Here is a 16,757-nt window from a genome sequence, read left to right as displayed (position 1 = left end):
AGAATTATTAGGACTTTCTTAGCAAAGTTTGTTCGTACTCATTGAGTTCTTGCGGCGTATTTACACTTCGCAGTCTCAGAAACTGCTCTTGCTGCAGGGTTAGCATGCGAGTATCAGCCTTTTGCAGGAGCTCGCGCAGCGAAGCGGATTCCTGCTGCAGCACTTCCTCGACAATCCGAAGCATTGTTTCAGGATATAGTCCCGGTAACGGCGAAAACGACCCGGTATCATTGGCAAAGACCACGGGTCTATCATTAGGCTGCTTAACAAGCGAGTCAAGAAGCTGGCGGTTCAACAGAATTTGATCACATCCGGCTACGAGATAACTCGAGGCAATTCCGCTTTGGAACAAACCAAACAAAGCCCCTACCGGGCCGCGGTCATGTATCTGGTCGGGAAGGAAAATGACATCATCATATAAGGACTTGTCGATTCCATCGCTGTGGCCGACGACAACACATCGCAGGTCTAGGCCGGTGAATTGCCGCAGGACCAGTTCAAACATAGTCTCACCGGAGGAAAGCACAATTCCGGCTTTCGGAACCCCCATGCGCGAGCTGTGCCCTCCGGCGAGGATGGCTCCTGCTATTGGGAGAGTGATTTGGCGTGAACCAGCCATTCAAAAAGGTACTAAAATTTGAAGTTCAGACCAAACTGGACAGATTTTTGAGAGGCCAGCACACACAAATGGGATAAAATCGAGGATTGAATAGTCACGCCAGTGGGCGTCGAGAATTCCATAAGCATAATATAAATAATAACTAAATAATTTTGACTTATTGCCACAGTTCCTCTTGACAGGCTCAGATTCATAATATATATTTGGATAAAAAGATACAATACTCTTAAATGCTTTTTTCCCACTCAGCCGCTTATGCCATACGTGCCCTTGTTTGGTTGGCCTGCCAACCGAAAGAGACACGCTGGCTGGCCACAGACGTTGCCAGGGAAGAGCGCATACCTCAACCCTATCTTAGTAAAGTACTTGGAACTCTAAAAGCGGAAGGCTTCGTGAACTCAATTCGCGGACCACGCGGCGGGTACGCCCTGGCGGAAGACCCAAGCCGAATCACGCTGCGACGAATTGCCTCGCTGTTTGATTCGGAAGACCGCCTGAACGAGTGCGTGCTGGCCTACGGCGACTGTGGGAGCTGCAATAGCTGCCCAATGAGCGCGCTATGGCATGACCACTCCGAAGCGATATCCAGTTTCCTTGATTTCATTACAATAGAGGCGCTTGCAATGAGAAGCAAGCACAGAACTGACGCGGGAGATGACACCCATGGTCATGCATGAACTCTCCAAGCATACAAGCAGGCGGCCAGAAATGAGCGGAGCGCTTGTAGACAGATTTGGGCGGATTCAGGACTACCTGAGAATCTCGGTGACAGACCGCTGCAATCTGCGTTGCACTTACTGCATGCCCGCAGAAGGAGTAGTTTGGAAGCGGCGCAGCGACCTTTTGACGGACGCGGAAATTGTGCGTGTCGGAAAGGTGATGGCAAGCCTGGGCGTTCGCAAAATCCGGCTCACCGGAGGCGAACCGACCACTCGGACCGGACTGGCGGGACTGGTCGCTCAGCTACACAGCATTGATGGCATAGAAACAGTCTCTTTAACGACAAACGGAGTGCTGTTTGCACGCTTTGCCGAGGATCTCAAAGCGGCGGGATTGTACGGCGTGAACATCAGCCTTGACAGTCTGGACAGGGAGAACTTCATACGAATAGCCCGTCGGGACGCACTTCAGCACGTGCTGAGTTCCGTGCATGCGGCGCTAGAGTGCGGTTTCGCTGCTGTAAAGATAAACGTTGTTGTAATGGCCGGGGTAAATGAGCACGAACTGCTGGACTTTGTTGAGTTGGCGAAGGACAACCCGCTCAACGTCCGGTTCATTGAGTACATGCCATTCAAGGGAAACCGGTGGGAAGGCAGTGGGATTGTCTCTTATGATGACATGCGCAGCAAGATTGAGCAAATGTATCCTCTGCACGCACTGCCTGAAACATTCACGACAAACCGCATCGCAGAAGACTTCACGATCCCCGGTTTTCGCGGAAGAATCAGCATTATCGCCTCCATGACCAGAAGTTTTTGTTCCGCATGCTCTCGGCTCAGACTGACGTCGGACGGCGCACTAAAGGCGTGCTTGTTCTATCCTGCGCAAGGACAATTGCGGACCCTGATGAGAAGTGATGCGGACGACGAAGAACTCAAGCGAGCAATAAGACAGGTTGTTGGTCAGAAACCTGAGGGACATCCTGAGCCGGAACGGCTTGAAGCTTTGAATGATCTGAGTATGATAGAAATAGGAGGATAGCATGAGCGACCTCAAACCCACGAACTGCACAGATTCAAGTGAAATATCTCACAAGGGACGAATAGCTGCGATTTCCACGAGCACACGTCGCGGCATTCCAAAGTCCAATTGTGACAAAGTGAAACTAATTGAGAATTGGGGATTGGAGGGCGACATTCACGGCGGCAACTGGCATCGGCAGGTAAGCATTCTTGCGCTGGAAAGCGTGCAGAAAATTCGTGACAGAGGTGTACCGGTCAGACCTGGAGCATTTGCAGAAAACATCACCACGGAATTTATTGATGTCCCGAATCTTCAAGTTGGCACGCGTATTCGAATAGGTGAGGCAGAACTCGAAATCACGCAGATTGGCAAAGAGTGCCATACCAAGTGCGCCATTTTCTTTCGAGCAGGAGACTGCGTCATGCCGCGGGAGGGAATCTTTGCGACAGTCAAGCGAGGCGGTGAAATCCGCGTCGGGGACACTATATGTGTCGTGTCTGCAGATGAAATGCAGTGCGCAGACAGCAGCGAAAATGAGGCGGCGGCATGATTAGGATACTATTTTCCTGCCTGTTGCTGGCGAACGCGTACAGCAAAAGCTTAACGGATACTGTGGAATCAAGGTTCGACTCAGCAGTGACGATTTCTGAGGATACGTCGATAGTCATAGACTTGGCGGCACAGCGCTATGTCCAGAAGTGCCTTGGCTGTCATACCATCGGCGGAGGCAGACTGACAGGTCCTGACCTTCTGCCGACGCGTGCATGGCCGAAGTCTGAATTGGCTGCCAAAGTCAAACTAATGGAACCACGTGTCGGCCCGTTGACCGATGACGAAGTAAGTGACTATGTGAGTTTGCTTCAGGATGCGCGTGCGGACGCCAGAGTGAAGATTGCTCAGGAGCTAGCGAGTAAGGCCGTAGCTGCGACACTTGAACCAGCTTCTCAATCGGTAGGCCGCGAGCTCTTCGATGGAACTCAGCCCCTTGCAAACGGTGGTTTAGCATGCATCACTTGTCACCGAGCCGGTGCAAGCGGCGGGACCTTGGGACCGGATTTGACGGCTGTCAGCACCCGAATGGGGAAAATCGCAATGACTTCGGCGATTCAACAATCTCAGTTCAAAGTGATGTCGGGTGCTTATGCAAATTCCCCGATAACGGCGCAAGAAGCTGTACATCTTGCCGAGTATCTGTCGTTTCCGGACAAAATGCCGCAATCGAGCGCTGAGAATTCTGTGAGTCTGGTTGGGACGCTCATTGGAGCAATAGGATTATTCATAGTTGTAACATTGTATCGCAAACGCGAGCGCGCAATATCACACCGTTTCAGAGGTGCCCAATGAGTTGGATAACAGACCTGTTCGACCCGAAACAGCGTGAATGGGAGGACTTCTATCGGAATCGTTGGTCCTATGACAAGATTATTCGCAGTACTCATGGAGTGAATTGTACCGGAGGCTGCAGTTGGAACATTTATGTCAAGAACGGGATTGTCACGTGGGAAATGCAAGCGCTGGACTACCCCATTATAGACAAAGACATTCCTCCGTACGAGCCGCGAGGCTGCCAGCGCGGCATATCCTATTCATGGTACATTTACAGTCCGATTAGAGTAAAGTATCCCTACGTGCGCGGTGCGTTGATTGATCTCTGGCGCGAGGCGAAGGCTGAACATCCTAACGATCCGGTGGCCGCCTGGAACTCAATTGTCAGCAATCCGGAGTCGCGCCGCCGGTACCAACAGGCACGCGGAAAAGGTGGATTCCGCCGCTTCTCGTGGGATGAAGCAACGGAGATTATTGCTGCAGCCAACATCCACACAGTTCTTAAACACGGCCCCGACAGGATCGCAGGGTTCTCGCCAATACCGGCAATGTCCATGGTCAGCTATGCTGCCGGTGCGCGGTTCATGCAACTGATGGGCGGCGTATCGCTTTCCTTCTATGACTGGTATTGTGACCTGCCACCTGCGTCACCCGAGATCTGGGGCGAACAGACGGACGTTGCAGAGAGCGCAGACTGGTTCAAATCCAATTTCATTGCAGTTGTCGGCTCCAACGTATTGATGACCAGGACACCTGACGCGCACTTTCTTGTGGAAGCAAGGCATCGCGGAGCTAAGGTCGTTGTCTTTTCGCCGGACTTTTCGATGGTTTCAAAAGTATCTGATGAATGGGTACCAATTCACCAAGGACAAGATGCCGCCTTCTGGATGGCGGTCGGACATACGATTCTGCGCGAGTTCTATATTGAAAAACAGGTTCCATATTTCATCAACTATCAAAAGCAGTTCACCGATGGTCCGATACTGGTAGAGTTGCTTCCACGTGCGGACGGTTGCCATGAGCCCGGTCAATACGTGAGAGCCTCAGATGTAACCGAGACCGCCGGAGTTGAGAATTCCGAGTGGAAGTTCCTCATGCTGGACTCTTCCTCGGGTGAATTGCGGCTTCCGATCGGTACTGTTGGCCATCGCTGGCAGGAAAAGAAAGGGCAATGGAATCTGCAGTTGAAGGACGAGCGCAGCGGGCTGGAATTTGACCCTGTTCTAATGATGGACGAAAAGTCGGAGATACTCGAAATTTCCTTACCTGAATTCTCGCTCGAAAAAGGTGACGGAACGGTGACCGCAAAGATACCGGTCCGCAGAATCAAGACGTCAGCAGGAGAGAAAGTCGTTACTACCTCATTTGAGCTTCTGAAAGCGAGATACGGCGTGAGAAAGAACGGCGAAGCTCAGGTGCCGTATGATGAGCCTGAACACGCTTACACTCCGGCCTGGCAGGAACGGTTCACAGGTGTAGCCGGTGACGTTGTACTCCGCTTCGCGCGCGAATGGGCAACTACCGCGGAACGAAGTAAAGGCAAGTGCAGCGTCATAATTGGAGCTGGCGTTAATCATTGGTATCACAACAATCTTATCTACCGGTCCATAATCTCGAGCTTGATGCTGTGCGGCTGTGTTGGGAAGAACGGCGGCGGTCTGAACCATTATGTCGGGCAGGAAAAGCTGGTGCCGCAGACATCATGGGCACCAATCGCCTTTGGAACGGATTGGGCGGCACCACCGCGGCTGCAGAACGCACCGTCTTTTCACTATGTAAACTCCGATCAATGGCGATATGACGCGAAGTTTGATGACATTTGCCCTGTAGCAGATCGATCTCATTCAATGGCGCACGGTCACACTATCGACAGGCAAATCCAGGCGGTCCGTGCGGGCTGGCTGCCATCATATCCGCAGTTCAATCAATCGTCGCTCGAAGTAGTGAGTCACGCGAAAGCCGGAGGAGCAAAAGACGAGACAGAAGTCATCAAGAACGTTGTTGAGCAGCTCAAGTCCGGCAAGCTGAAATTTGCCGTCGAGGATCCGGATGCACCCGAGAACTTTCCGAGGTTATTCTACATTTGGCGCGGCAATGCACTTCTATCGTCCGCAAAAGGTCATGAGTACTTCCTGAAGCATTATCTTGGCACACATACGAATCTGATTGCAGAGGAACAAGCTAAAGAGCACGTAGAGGATGTAATCTGGCATGATAAAGTCGAGCTCGGCAAAATGGATCTGGTCGTAGACTTGAACTACCGCATGGACTCATCTGCCCTGTATTCAGACATCATTCTTCCGGCAGCAACGTACTATGAGAAAAATGACTTGAATTCGACAGACCTGCACAGCTTCATTCACCCGCTTCAGGCCGCTGTGCCTGCCTGTTGGGAGTCCAAAAGTGATTGGGACATCTTCCGCGAAATCGCGCGCAAGACATCGAAGCTAGCTGAAAAGTACATTGCCGAACCGTTGGAAGATCTTGTTGCTACACCACTTGCTCATGACACTCCCGCAGAAATCGCGCAGCGGAAGGTCAAAGACTGGTCTAAGGGCGAGTGTGAGGCCATCCCGGGAAAGACGATGCCGGCCATGAAAATAGTGAAGCGAGACTACCGCAACGTCTTCAATCGATTCATAAGTCTTGGCCCGAACTTTCGTAACGGCCTTGGAATGCATGGACTTCAATTTGAAGTAGCAGACTTCTACGACGCATACAAGGAAAGCAATCCGACTGAGAAGTGGGGCGGCGGCGAGTATCCCTCTTTGCGTGAAGACCTACTTGTGTGCGAGGCAATACTGCATTTTGCACCGGAAACAAACGGCGAATTGGCTTTCCGGGCATACAAAGCCGAGGCTGCGAAGACTGGGCTAGATCATAGTCACGCTGCCGAGAAAACGAGGTCAGTTCGTATCACATTTGACGATATTGCGGCGCAGCCGAGGCGTATATTGACAACTCCGTTCTGGACCGGCGTAACAAGCGATGACCGCACCTATTCGGCGTACTGTCAGAATGTTGAAGGACTGATTCCCTGGCGTACACTGAGCGGGAGACAGCATTACTATCTTGACCATGAAACCTATATCGCATACGGAGAACACTTGCCAACCTACAAACCGCGTCCCCCGCGTGAACTATTAGGTGACTTGCGAATGTCAAAACCCGAAGGCGGAACACTGATCCTGAATTACCTCACGCCGCATGGAAAATGGTCAATTCACTCCACATACGGCGACACATTGCGTATGCGAACGTTAAGCCGGGGTCATGATCCTATTTGGATAAACGACAAGGATGCGCTGCTGCTTGGCATAGTGGACAACGATTGGGTCGAGATATTCAACGACCACGGCGTCATGTGCACTGTTGCAAATGTCAGCGCGAGAATACCACGCGGAATGTGCTTCATCTATCACTCACCGGAACGAACTCTTGGCATTCCGAAGTCTCCCGAACGCGGCAATCGCAGAGCGGGCGGGCACAACAGTTTAACAAGAGCAAAACTGAAGCCTTTGTTCATGGTTGGCGGATATGGGCAGTTCACCTATGCCTTCAATTATTGGGGGCCGCAAGGAGTGAACCGGGATACATTTGTGGCCGTGAAGAAACTCGAAAAAGTGATCTGGTAGGAGGTGGGAAATGGATGTTAGAGCACAAGTCTCCATGGTTTTTCACCTCGACAAATGCATCGGGTGCCACACGTGCAGCGTTGCCTGCAAGAATGTATGGACGGACCGTCCCGGCGCCGAGTACATGTGGTGGAATAACGTCGAAACCAAGCCTGGAACCGGTTTCCCGCGCATGTGGGAAGACCAGGAGAAGTATCGAGGCGGATGGAAGAGGACTTCAGGAAACAAACTGCAGTTGAAGTCACAAGGAAAGCTTGACGGTTTACTTAAGCTTTTCTACAATCCAAACCAACCGGGTCTTGAAGACTACTATGAGCCATGGACCTATGAATACGAAAACCTGTTTGATGCACAGGAGTCCGATGATCAGCCGACGGCACGTCCGGTGTCTCAAATAACCGGTGAAGAGATTCGCATAAATGCCGGGCCAAACTGGGACGACGACCTCTCGGGATCTCCGCTTTACGCCGCAAATGACGTCAATTTTGAAGGCTTAACGGAAGATGAACGGCAGCAGTTGTTCGAGATTCAGCGGGTTGCCTTCATGTATCTGCCGCGTATCTGTAACCACTGTGCAAATCCCAGTTGTGTAGCATCATGTCCGTCGGGTGCGCTCTACAAGCGAGGAGAGGACGGAATTGTGTTGATCAACCAAGACATTTGCCGCGGCTGGAGGGCTTGCATTTCCGCCTGCCCGTACAAGAAGATCTACTACAATTGGGTGACAGGAAAATCGGAGAAATGCATTCTTTGCTACCCGCGGCTCGAGACAGGCCAGGCACCAGCGTGTTTTCACTCGTGCGTTGGCCGAATTCGTTATCTTGGTGTGCTGCTTTATGACGCAGATCGCATTGAAAGCGCGATGAGCACTTCCGAGCCACTACTCGTGGAAGCACAGCGCGACGTCATCTGTGATCCGAATGACGAGTCAGTAATCGCGTCTGCCCGGTCCAATGGCATCAGCGAAGAATTCATTGACGCGGCCCGGAAGTCGCCGGTATATAAATACGTCATCGAATGGAAACTTGCCCTTCCTCTCCATATCGAGTATCGGACAATGCCAATGCTCTTTTATGTGCCGCCCTTGCTGCCCGTAATGGGGAAGGATGGCGATCAACCATATGACCATGCCGAAGACACCTTCTTCACTTCACTGGACAAGTCAAGGTTGTCGATCAAATACATGGCGCGACTTTTCAGCGCGGGGAATGAAACAATCGTCACTGCAGCGCTAAAGAAACTAATGGCGGTTAGGTATTTCAAGCGGATGCAGCAGGTTGGCGATGTTCAAGATGACAAAGTTCGGAGAATAATGCGGGAGGCTGCTGTAACTCCCGAAGAGGCAGAGGAGATCTACATGTTGACTGCGGTGCCAACTGTGAATCGGCGCTACGTCCTGCCACCGCTTCAACGCGAGGAATCTATTGAGGCCACCTGCAATGTTCAGGAATGCAAAGGCAGCTGTGGGTTCGGCAACGTATCCGGAGCAGGGAGGAAGTGACAGTGAACTCGATGTTTCGACTGCAATGCGAGATGATGTCCGAACTGCTACGATATCCAAAGAGCGAATTTATGCTTGTCCTTAGTCAACTTCTGGAGATCGTGCGTGATCAAAAGGAACCCTTTGAGAGTTTAAGTAGATTTCACGACGACGTAAGTTTAATGAGCACTTCAGAGCTTCAAGAGCTCTATACGCGAACGTTCGATCTGTCTCCAGTCTGCTCCCCTGCGCTGAGCGTACACCTATTTGGAGTTGAGAGCTTCAAGCGTTCCCACTTAATGGTTGGATTGATAGATACGTACGCGCAGGCAGGCTTTGAATACCGAGGTGAGGCTGCAGACCACATGGCAACGCTCTTTGGCTTTCTTCCGTTCGCATCGCCAATGGAGAGAGAAGAAATTGTGGGCTTCATAGTGCGGCCGGCATTAGGGAAAATGGCTAATCTGTTGGGCTCAAAGTTGAATCCATATACGCACCTGTTATGCGCCGCGTCTGCAATAACCCTGAAAACCCCTGCAGTGGAGTTACATAATGCTTGAGCTATTCGCATTCGCAGGTCTCCCGTACGCTGCCATACTGATCTGCATTACCGGAGTAATTTGGCGATTTCGGAAAGACCAATATGGAATCACAACATTGTCGTCGCAGTTTCTTGAGGGCAAGAAGTTGTTATGGGGTTCGGCGCCGTGGCACATCGGTATCATAATCATCTTCCTTGGACATCTTGTTGCCTTTCTGGTCCCTGGGCTCTGGCAACGGCTCATGGCAGTGCCTGTTCTCCTTGTCACTGTTGAGATTATTGGTCTTGCTGCAACAGTCCTTTGCATTCTGGGATTAATTGTGTTGATAGGCCGCAGGATAACAACCGGCCGACTGCAACAAACCACGAAACTTGCCGATTTTGTCGTATCAGGCCTCTTGCTATTCCAGATCGTACTCGGTTTGATGATTGCAGTTGGATATCGCTGGGGAGCAAGCTGGTCAACGGGCACTCTGTCTTCATATGTTTGGAGTCTGATAACGTTGAGCCCTGATATCACGGTCCTTCGGGATATGCCGTTAACGATTCAACTGCATGTTGTCGGCGCGTGGCTTATTCTGCTTGTTTTTCCGTTCACCCGGCTTATACATATGATTTCGGTTCCTATACACTATCTCTTTCGTTCACCGCAAAAGGTGGTGTGGAGCAACCCTCGTCGAGTTCAACATGCGGTCTCAGCGCGTGCGACTCAGGAATCGAGACGACATTTCTTGAAGGCGGCATTCGGTCTGAGTGCTGCGGGAGTGCTGCTGTCAATCGGCGTATTGGACAAGCTTGGGCGGTTCTTTCAAATGCCAGGGCTTCATCACGACGAGGAGGCTAATCTCCTAGAAACAAGGCTTCGCCGTCTTCAACTTACAGCTGAAGAGAAGGAACTGGAATTGGAACGACTACGCAGCTCATCGATATATGTTGCAAAACTGTCTGAGCTGAATGGGAAGGCAGGAAAATACTTCATTGACTATTCGATGAGGCCGGGTCTTGCATTTCTAGGGGACGATGGCTGGCCGATGCTGCTGTCGGCAAAATGCACGCACTTGGGCTGCACAGTTGGAAATCAGGTGGATTCCAACGGAAGAATACTCTGCCCATGTCATGTATCCTATTTCGATATTAAGACCGGTATGCCCAACACTGGCGCTCCCGCCAAAGCGCCCCTTGACCGCATAGCATGGGTAGTGCGGGACGAGCAAGGAAATGAAATTGCAACCGAAAGTGTCCGTGGCACGCGAACAGGCCGGATTGATCCGCAGTTGGCCAGTGATCTGTCCGTATTCATCGTCAAATCGTTGACATCGGAGGCGTGATGAAACGACTTCCATTGAGCGCGCTCGCTGACTTCCTTGCTGAAAGAATACCACTGGAAAAGCTGAATGTGAAGCACATGATTACCGAAAAGGAAGTTCCTGTGCACCGGATGTCATGGGGCTACTATATGGGTGGTCTTGCACTATTCTTTTTCGGCATTCAGGTAATTACAGGTGTCATGCTTCTGTTCTACTATGAACCGACGGTGAGTGAAGCGCATGAGTCGGTGGAATACATCACTCACTTCGTGACTATGGGCGGCCTTATCCGAAATCTTCACGCATGGTCGGCTTCGTTCATGATTTTCTGTGTGATTGTCCACATGCTTAGTGCTTTGGCTATGAAAGCATTTGCGAAACCGCGTGAGATTACTTGGGTTGCAGGCGTGTTGCTCGTACTAATCACGTTCGGCTTTGGCTTCACTGGCTATCTCTTGCCTTGGAATCAAATTGCCGTGAATGCCACAAAAGTCGGACTAGCGTCAATTGATCAGGTCGGCCAGTATCTCCCGGCCGCGCTCTCTCACCTGGCAGAAGACGTCCGGGTAACAATCCAAGGTGCACCTGCAATCGGTCAGGCGACGCTAAGCAGATTCTTCGCTTTGCATGTTGTCATTCTCCCCCTGCTCGTTTTCGCAGTAATTGGCCTTCACGTTCTTTCTGTTCAACTTCATGGCATGAGTCCGGGCATTGAAGGAAAGCCGAAGCGAAAGGAGAAGTTTTTTCCCGTATTTGTCCTAAAGGACTTCAAGGAGTGGGGAATTGCATTCCTGGTACTGTTTACACTCGCGTTATGTCTTCCGTTTGATTCACTTTTCCCTTACCCGTTGCTTGAACCTTACAATGCACTCGGTTCAACTCCGGACGGTATCAAGCCTGAATGGTACTTTTACTTCATATACTATCCAATGGAGCTGCTCCCGTTCTGGGTGATTATTGTCGTCATGACGATTGCAACGATCGGCCTGTTTGCAGCGCCGTGGATATTCAAGGACACCAGTCACAGGACAATGCGCTGGATTGCCTCGGCGATTGCTGCTTACATGGTAGTCATGACCCTGTTCGGTGAGCAAATCTACCACGCGATTAAGGGTGCCCAATGATTCAAATACTTGTCCTTGCAGTCCTTCTGTCCGCCGCAGACAGTCGCGCGTATCCTGAGTTTCAAAGGTTCTCTCAGCAGAATTCAGGACGTCCGATAAATTGTTCCATGTGCCACTCGAATTCTGATGGTCCGGAAGGTGCGTCACGCGGTCAGATCGGTAGCCTTACGCCGGAAGAACTGAACCGTCTCAACGCTGCGCGAGCGGCATTTGCCCCGGGAATGGCGGTGCAGAGCCCAATCCTAAATGAATTTGGGAATAAGATAATCACAGTTGTCGGGAAGACGAAGTTTCTGGAGTTGCGCGCACATCCCGAGCTCCTCGCGGACGTATACGGCTTTTCGAGCGACTTGGATCTGGACGGAATCCCCGACGCGCAAGAGTACCTTGATGGCACACACCCGTTGAACAAAACTCACGGAAATCCGTGGAAACTGTTCGTTCACAATCTTCAAGTGTACAAGCTACACGTCGTGATGATACTACTCGCAACGATTGCGGGCTTTTATGGTCTTAGCCATCTGCTTCACGGGTTAGCTGCCCAGTCAAGTGCACAGTCTGTCAAGAATCACTTCTGATATAAGATTCAATCATGCAAGACCGGGCGCGTGCAATTCAAGTATTGATTCTAAACACCGTTGCTTTCACCGTCTGCTTTGCAGGGTGGATGATGAACGGAGTCCTGATTACATACCTTGTTGACAACGATGTATTTCAATGGGACAAGGCACAAATGGGCTGGTTGATAGGAATTCCCGTACTGACGGGTTCGATCATGCGGCTTCCTGTTGGAGTCTTGACAGACAAGTATGGAGGGCGGCGGGTATACACGTTGCTGATGCTCGTAGCGGCCGTTCCTATGTACATGACCAGCATGGCTAATGAGTATTACGAGTTCATCGGTGCAAGTCTGGGATTTGGGTTGACCGGCGCTGCATTTGCCGTGGGCATCGCCTACACGTCGGTGTGGTTTCCCAAGGAGCGTCAGGGCACGGCGCTTGGAATTTTCGGTGTTGGAAACGCAGGCTCTGCCCTAACGAGCATGGGAGCGCCAATTGCACTTAAGTGGCTGACTGACGGTGGTCAGCATATTGAGAACTGGCGAACACTGCCAAAGCTTTACGCAGCAGCACTCATCGTAATGGCAATTGCGTTCTATTTTCTTACGTTCGAGAAGAGAACTGAGCACAGTTCCGGACTCACGCTTAGGCAGAGACTTGAGCCTCTTAAATTCGTTCGCGTATGGCGATTTGGACTGTATTACTTCCTTGTGTTTGGAGCGTTCGTAGCGCTCGCACAGTGGCTGATTCCGTACTATGTGAATGTTTACACTATGAGCGTCGCTACGGCCGGACTGATGGCGTCCATCTTCAGCTTGCCTTCAGGAGTGATCCGCGCGCTTGGCGGTTGGATGTCCGACAGATTTGGCGCCCGTCGAGTGATGTACTGGGTATTGGGAAGCTGTCTGACGTGTTGTGTTCTTCTGTGTGTTCCTCGCATGGATATTGAGTCACCAGGATCTGGAGTAACTGCGGTCCGAGGAGGTACAGTGACATTTGTTTCCGATTCGCTGATACTAGTTGATCAACGTGAATACAGAATTCGTCCGGAACCATCATCATGGCGCCGAAATCAAGAGTCCACATTTCTTGTATTCCCCTCAGGCGAATTTTGGCACAAGCCCGCTGTCGAGGTTGGCGACATCGTGATGAAGAAACAATTGCTTGCTCGGGGCATAACGCACCTGTTCTTTCAAGCGAATGTGTGGATCTTTACTTTCCTAGTCTTCGTAGTTGGAATCATGATGGGAATTGGAAAAGCGGCTGTATATCGCCATATTCCCGACTATTATCCCGAGCAGATTGGAGTGGTAGGGGGGATCGTCGGTGTGGTCGGCGGACTTGGCGGATTCTTCTGTCCCATACTCTTCGGCTACATGCTCAGATGGACGGGAATCTGGACTACGTCATGGATGTTCCTCGCCGCAGTATCGCTGATCTGTATCTTGTGGATGCATTTTGTGATTCAGAGAATGATGCACTCGAAAGCACCAACGCTGATGAGGCATATTGAGGACAGACACGATCATCCAAGTGAATCCAAACAATAGACAAAGTTCAACCAAACAACATTCATGGCACAGAATCTGCTAAACTGGCGCGTCGAGGATGACGCATTTTGGGAGCAAGAGGGAAGGCAAGTTGCCTTGCGAAATCTGTGGATTTCGATTCCGTGTCTGTTATGCGGTTTTGCTGTGTGGATGTATTGGTCAATCGTGACCACAAAAATGCAGGTGCTCGGATTTCAGTTTGATCCCGATCCCGCAAAGAACAAAGCGCTATTCTACACGCTAATTTCAATTGCAGGTTTGACAGGCGCGACTTTGAGGATTCCCAATTCCTTTTTCATCGCCTTGAGTGGAGGAAGGAATGTGATTGCGGCGACGACCGCATTGTTGATTCTTCCTGCATTGGGGCTGGGACTCGCCTTACGGGACAGCGGCACGTCATACTCAACTTTTGTAGTCCTTGCCGCTCTGTCAGGAATTGGCGGCGGCGCTTTTGCATCGTCAATGTCGAACATAAGCCTCTTTTTCCCGAAGAGAATGCAGGGTTTTGCGCTTGGTTTGAATGCCGGCCTGGGTAATCTTGGTGTCAGCGTTATGCAAGTCCTATTGCCTTTTGTCATGACCTTTTCGGCTTTTGGTGTATTAGGAGGAGATCCTAGAGTAACGAGTAGCTCCGGTGCCGAAGTATGGATTCAGAACGGAGGTTTCATCTGGGTGCCAATTCTCGTGGTACTTGCACTGTTGGCATGGTTCCTGATGAACAACATGGAATCGCACAAAGTTGGACATGCGCCAATAGCAATCGGGCGGATGCTGTATCTTCTTTTGCTTGGTTTTGCGGGTTCGGCGGTTGGGCTGTACTTTCTGGTGCAACTCAACGTGAATATGTGGATTGTGCTCCCAATTACCATCATACTCACATTGGCTTTGATTCGTTTTCTGTCACCATCGCGGATTCGCGCGAATCTCGGAAATCAATTTGCGATCTTTAAGGAAAAGCACAACTGGGTCATGAGTTGGTTATACGTTATGACCTTCGGATCCTTCATCGGTTACTCCGCGGCATTTCCCAAGCTGATTCAAGACGTATTCGGTTACTTGCCAGATGGTTCGATCAATCCAAATGCCCCGAATCCATTCTCCTATGCGTGGCTAGGGCCGCTGGTAGGCTCACTAATTCGCCCGTTCGGAGGCTGGCTGTCAGATAAGTTCGGGGGAGCGCGTGTAACACATTGGGATACACTGGTGATGATTGCTGCTGCGCTCGGTGTAGCCTACAATATCAAAGCGGCCAGCAATTCGGCGACACCTGAGGCGTACTTCCTGCCTTTCCTTGTCCTTTTCCTGCTGCTCTTTGTCGCGACCGGAATTGGAAACGGATCCACCTTTCGGATGATCCCGATAATCTTTGATTCAAAGCACGCGGGTCCGGTTTTGGGCTGGACATCAGCCATCGCAGCGTACGGTGCTTTTATTATCCCAAATGTGTTTGGTTCGCAGATAAAAGCGGGGCGGCCGGAGGCGGCACTGTATGGATTTGCAGTCTACTACGTCAGTTGTTTGATCGTGAATTGGTGGTTCTACGCCCGCAAGAATGCCGAGATAAAATGCTAGGCAATTGCCTTGATTTAGCCATAAATGGATTGGAGAAAAATGAACGTCACACTCGAATCGCCCGTTGGTCAGCTTGTCGTGGACAGGCCAAGCCGTGCACGTGTATTTCAGCAGTTTCATATTGATTACTGCTGTGGGGGGGCGCACCCGCTGGGTGAAGCATGCACGAAGAAGAATCTCGATCCGCAAGTTGTTCTTGCGGAACTTGCCTTACAGGAGAACTTGCCGTCCTCAGAAAACGAGCCTGATTGGTCGAAGAGACCGATGTCAGAGCTTGTAGACAATATTGTTAATACCCATCATGAGTACCTCAGGAAAGCGCTCCCCCACTTGGGCGAAATGGCAGAGAAAGTGTTCCGGGTGCATGGAGAGAATCATCCGGAACTGCGCACTGTGCTCGAAGTCTTCTCCGGACTATATGCTGAGCTTGATTCGCACATGTTCAAAGAGGAAAACATTCTCTTCCCTGCCATTAGGCGAATTGAGCAAGGTCAGCTTCCGCGGGAAGCCGCTGCTCAGTTATTCGGGCCGATAAGTGTAATGGAGGCCGAACATGATTCCGCTGGCCGTGCTCTTGAACAATTGCGGGAACTTACATTGAACTACATGCCGCCTGCCGGTGCCTGTAATACATATCGCGGGCTATTTGCCGGTTTGGAGGAGCTGGAACGTGACCTGCACTGGCATATTCACAAGGAGAATAATATTCTCTTTCCCCGTGCACTTGCCGGGAATTAGCAACTGCTTCAGAACGCAAAAGAGGGTTTGCCGTGGCAAACCCTCTTTCTTTTCTTGCACTCAACAGATGTCTGTTTAACCTGTATTCAAGTCAATCCAATTCAATATCCAGAGCTTGCATTTGGAGTTGCAGCGTTCTCCGCGCAATTCCTAATGTTCGTGCGGTGCACGTCTTGTTCCAATCATGCCGTGCCAGCACAGCGAGCAGGAATCGGCGTTGAAACTGATCATTAGCGGTTCGCCAATTGGCTGGATAAACGGCACGCGGCAGAGTAACTCTGAACATACCGTCCTGGTCGATGCAAGCTTCTTGCCCACGCTTTCTGTGTTTCATGGTTGCGAGGTGACTCAATTATGATCGGTTTCAGAGTTGGCAAGCCGGTCGGAAATGAACCGACTTAGTATTTCACGTGAAATTCTAATGTCGCCGCGAGTGCTAATCCGGAAATAGGCAATATCTCCTTGCTTGGCCCAGCGCCTCAAGGTTGAACGCGACACTCCCAGAATGTCGGCCGCTTCTCGGAGCGAGAGCAGCGAGTCAGATGTCAGCGAATTGTGTATCAATTGCCCGGATTGAGTAGTTCTTTGCAGGTTTTGACAGTATTGTATAGATTCAAGAAGA

16 protein-coding genes are annotated in these 16,757 nt (G+C 50.9%); 13 read left to right on the top strand and 3 right to left on the bottom strand.

Annotation, left to right across the window (positions count from 1 at the left end; translation table 11 throughout):
* Positions 1-7: 7 nt before the first annotated feature.
* Positions 8-619 carry a molybdenum cofactor guanylyltransferase gene (locus tag HUU59_08605; protein ID NUO19492.1) on the bottom strand — a complete coding sequence of 204 codons (612 nt, stop codon included), beginning with the start codon at positions 617-619 and terminating at the stop codon, positions 8-10.
* A 230-nt stretch (positions 620-849) separates the two neighbouring features.
* Here HUU59_08605 and HUU59_08600 point away from each other — a divergent pair, with 230 nt between their 5' ends.
* Genes HUU59_08600 through ric form a run of 13 tightly spaced genes read left to right on the top strand, consistent with a single transcriptional unit; the run spans position 850 to position 16,135 of the window.
* Positions 850-1,296, top strand: a complete 447-nt coding sequence (locus HUU59_08600) for an Rrf2 family transcriptional regulator (protein ID NUO19491.1) — start codon at positions 850-852, stop codon at positions 1,294-1,296.
* On the top strand, positions 1,283-2,320 hold the full coding sequence (gene moaA / locus HUU59_08595; protein ID NUO19490.1) for a GTP 3',8-cyclase MoaA: 1,038 nt from the start codon (positions 1,283-1,285) through the stop codon (positions 2,318-2,320). The genes HUU59_08600 and moaA overlap by 14 nt, the downstream gene beginning before the upstream one ends.
* A gap of 1 nt (position 2,321) precedes the next feature.
* Positions 2,322-2,852, top strand: coding sequence for an MOSC domain-containing protein (locus HUU59_08590; GenBank protein NUO19489.1), 531 nt, complete (start codon positions 2,322-2,324; stop codon positions 2,850-2,852).
* Entirely contained in the window at positions 2,849-3,646 is a 798-nt protein-coding gene (locus tag HUU59_08585) for a hypothetical protein (GenBank protein ID NUO19488.1), read from the top strand. Before HUU59_08590 ends, HUU59_08585 begins: the two co-directional genes overlap by 4 nt.
* Positions 3,643-7,263, top strand: coding sequence for a nitrate reductase subunit alpha (locus HUU59_08580; GenBank protein NUO19487.1), 3,621 nt, complete (start codon positions 3,643-3,645; stop codon positions 7,261-7,263). Before HUU59_08585 ends, HUU59_08580 begins: the two co-directional genes overlap by 4 nt.
* A 10-nt stretch (positions 7,264-7,273) precedes the next feature.
* Positions 7,274-8,764: a nitrate reductase subunit beta gene (gene narH, locus HUU59_08575; protein NUO19486.1), complete on the top strand. Its 1,491-nt coding sequence runs from the start codon at positions 7,274-7,276 to the stop codon at positions 8,762-8,764.
* Between the two features lie 2 nt (positions 8,765-8,766).
* Positions 8,767-9,303: a molecular chaperone TorD family protein gene (locus HUU59_08570; protein NUO19485.1), complete on the top strand. Its 537-nt coding sequence runs from the start codon at positions 8,767-8,769 to the stop codon at positions 9,301-9,303.
* A complete protein-coding gene (gene narI, locus HUU59_08565; GenBank protein NUO19484.1) occupies positions 9,296-10,612 on the top strand; it encodes a respiratory nitrate reductase subunit gamma in 1,317 nt (438 codons plus the stop codon). The genes HUU59_08570 and narI overlap by 8 nt, the downstream gene beginning before the upstream one ends.
* Complete coding sequence (locus tag HUU59_08560) at positions 10,612-11,715, top strand: cytochrome bc complex cytochrome b subunit (protein NUO19483.1); 1,104 nt, start codon at positions 10,612-10,614, stop codon at positions 11,713-11,715. Before narI ends, HUU59_08560 begins: the two co-directional genes overlap by 1 nt.
* Positions 11,712-12,293: a hypothetical protein gene (locus tag HUU59_08555; GenBank protein ID NUO19482.1), complete on the top strand. Its 582-nt coding sequence runs from the start codon at positions 11,712-11,714 to the stop codon at positions 12,291-12,293. Before HUU59_08560 ends, HUU59_08555 begins: the two co-directional genes overlap by 4 nt.
* A 14-nt stretch (positions 12,294-12,307) precedes the next feature.
* Complete coding sequence (locus HUU59_08550; GenBank protein NUO19481.1) at positions 12,308-13,825, top strand: NarK/NasA family nitrate transporter; 1,518 nt, start codon at positions 12,308-12,310, stop codon at positions 13,823-13,825.
* Positions 13,826-13,849: 24 nt separating this feature from the next.
* Positions 13,850-15,397, top strand: a complete 1,548-nt coding sequence (locus HUU59_08545) for a hypothetical protein (protein NUO19480.1) — start codon at positions 13,850-13,852, stop codon at positions 15,395-15,397.
* A gap of 39 nt (positions 15,398-15,436) precedes the next feature.
* Entirely contained in the window at positions 15,437-16,135 is a 699-nt protein-coding gene (ric, locus tag HUU59_08540) for an iron-sulfur cluster repair di-iron protein (protein ID NUO19479.1), read from the top strand.
* A gap of 91 nt (positions 16,136-16,226) precedes the next feature.
* On the opposite strand, the gene HUU59_08535 is transcribed toward ric, so the two are convergent.
* Together HUU59_08535 and HUU59_08530 are read right to left on the bottom strand one after the other, a co-directional pair.
* Positions 16,227-16,469 (bottom strand): hypothetical protein, encoded by a 243-nt coding sequence (locus HUU59_08535; protein ID NUO19478.1) that lies wholly within the window; start codon positions 16,467-16,469, stop codon positions 16,227-16,229.
* 14 nt (positions 16,470-16,483) lie between these two features.
* Positions 16,484-16,699 (bottom strand): helix-turn-helix domain-containing protein, encoded by a 216-nt coding sequence (locus HUU59_08530; GenBank protein ID NUO19477.1) that lies wholly within the window; start codon positions 16,697-16,699, stop codon positions 16,484-16,486.
* Between the last annotated feature and the right edge of the window lie 58 nt (positions 16,700-16,757).

It is taken from the genome of bacterium, assembly GCA_013360195.1.
Classification (GTDB): Bacteria; Electryoneota; RPQS01; order RPQS01; family RPQS01; genus JABWCQ01.
This window is presented reverse-complemented; position numbering and strand designations above follow the sequence as displayed.

What these genes read in the sequence shown, in the direction of transcription:
- HUU59_08605 (NUO19492.1), bottom strand. Translation starts at nt 619, where the DNA reads ATGGCTGGTTCACGCCAAATCACTCTCCCAATAGCAGGAGCCATCCTC.
- HUU59_08600 (NUO19491.1), top strand. Translation starts at nt 850, where the DNA reads ATGCTTTTTTCCCACTCAGCCGCTTATGCCATACGTGCCCTTGTTTGG.
- moaA (NUO19490.1), top strand. Translation starts at nt 1,283, where the DNA reads ATGGTCATGCATGAACTCTCCAAGCATACAAGCAGGCGGCCAGAAATG.
- HUU59_08590 (NUO19489.1), top strand. Translation starts at nt 2,322, where the DNA reads ATGAGCGACCTCAAACCCACGAACTGCACAGATTCAAGTGAAATATCT.
- HUU59_08585 (NUO19488.1), top strand. Translation starts at nt 2,849, where the DNA reads ATGATTAGGATACTATTTTCCTGCCTGTTGCTGGCGAACGCGTACAGC.
- HUU59_08580 (NUO19487.1), top strand. Translation starts at nt 3,643, where the DNA reads ATGAGTTGGATAACAGACCTGTTCGACCCGAAACAGCGTGAATGGGAG.
- narH (NUO19486.1), top strand. Translation starts at nt 7,274, where the DNA reads ATGGATGTTAGAGCACAAGTCTCCATGGTTTTTCACCTCGACAAATGC.
- narI (NUO19484.1), top strand. Translation starts at nt 9,296, where the DNA reads ATGCTTGAGCTATTCGCATTCGCAGGTCTCCCGTACGCTGCCATACTG.
- HUU59_08560 (NUO19483.1), top strand. Translation starts at nt 10,612, where the DNA reads ATGAAACGACTTCCATTGAGCGCGCTCGCTGACTTCCTTGCTGAAAGA.
- HUU59_08555 (NUO19482.1), top strand. Translation starts at nt 11,712, where the DNA reads ATGATTCAAATACTTGTCCTTGCAGTCCTTCTGTCCGCCGCAGACAGT.
- HUU59_08550 (NUO19481.1), top strand. Translation starts at nt 12,308, where the DNA reads ATGCAAGACCGGGCGCGTGCAATTCAAGTATTGATTCTAAACACCGTT.
- HUU59_08545 (NUO19480.1), top strand. Translation starts at nt 13,850, where the DNA reads ATGGCACAGAATCTGCTAAACTGGCGCGTCGAGGATGACGCATTTTGG.
- ric (NUO19479.1), top strand. Translation starts at nt 15,437, where the DNA reads ATGAACGTCACACTCGAATCGCCCGTTGGTCAGCTTGTCGTGGACAGG.
- HUU59_08535 (NUO19478.1), bottom strand. Translation starts at nt 16,469, where the DNA reads ATGAAACACAGAAAGCGTGGGCAAGAAGCTTGCATCGACCAGGACGGT.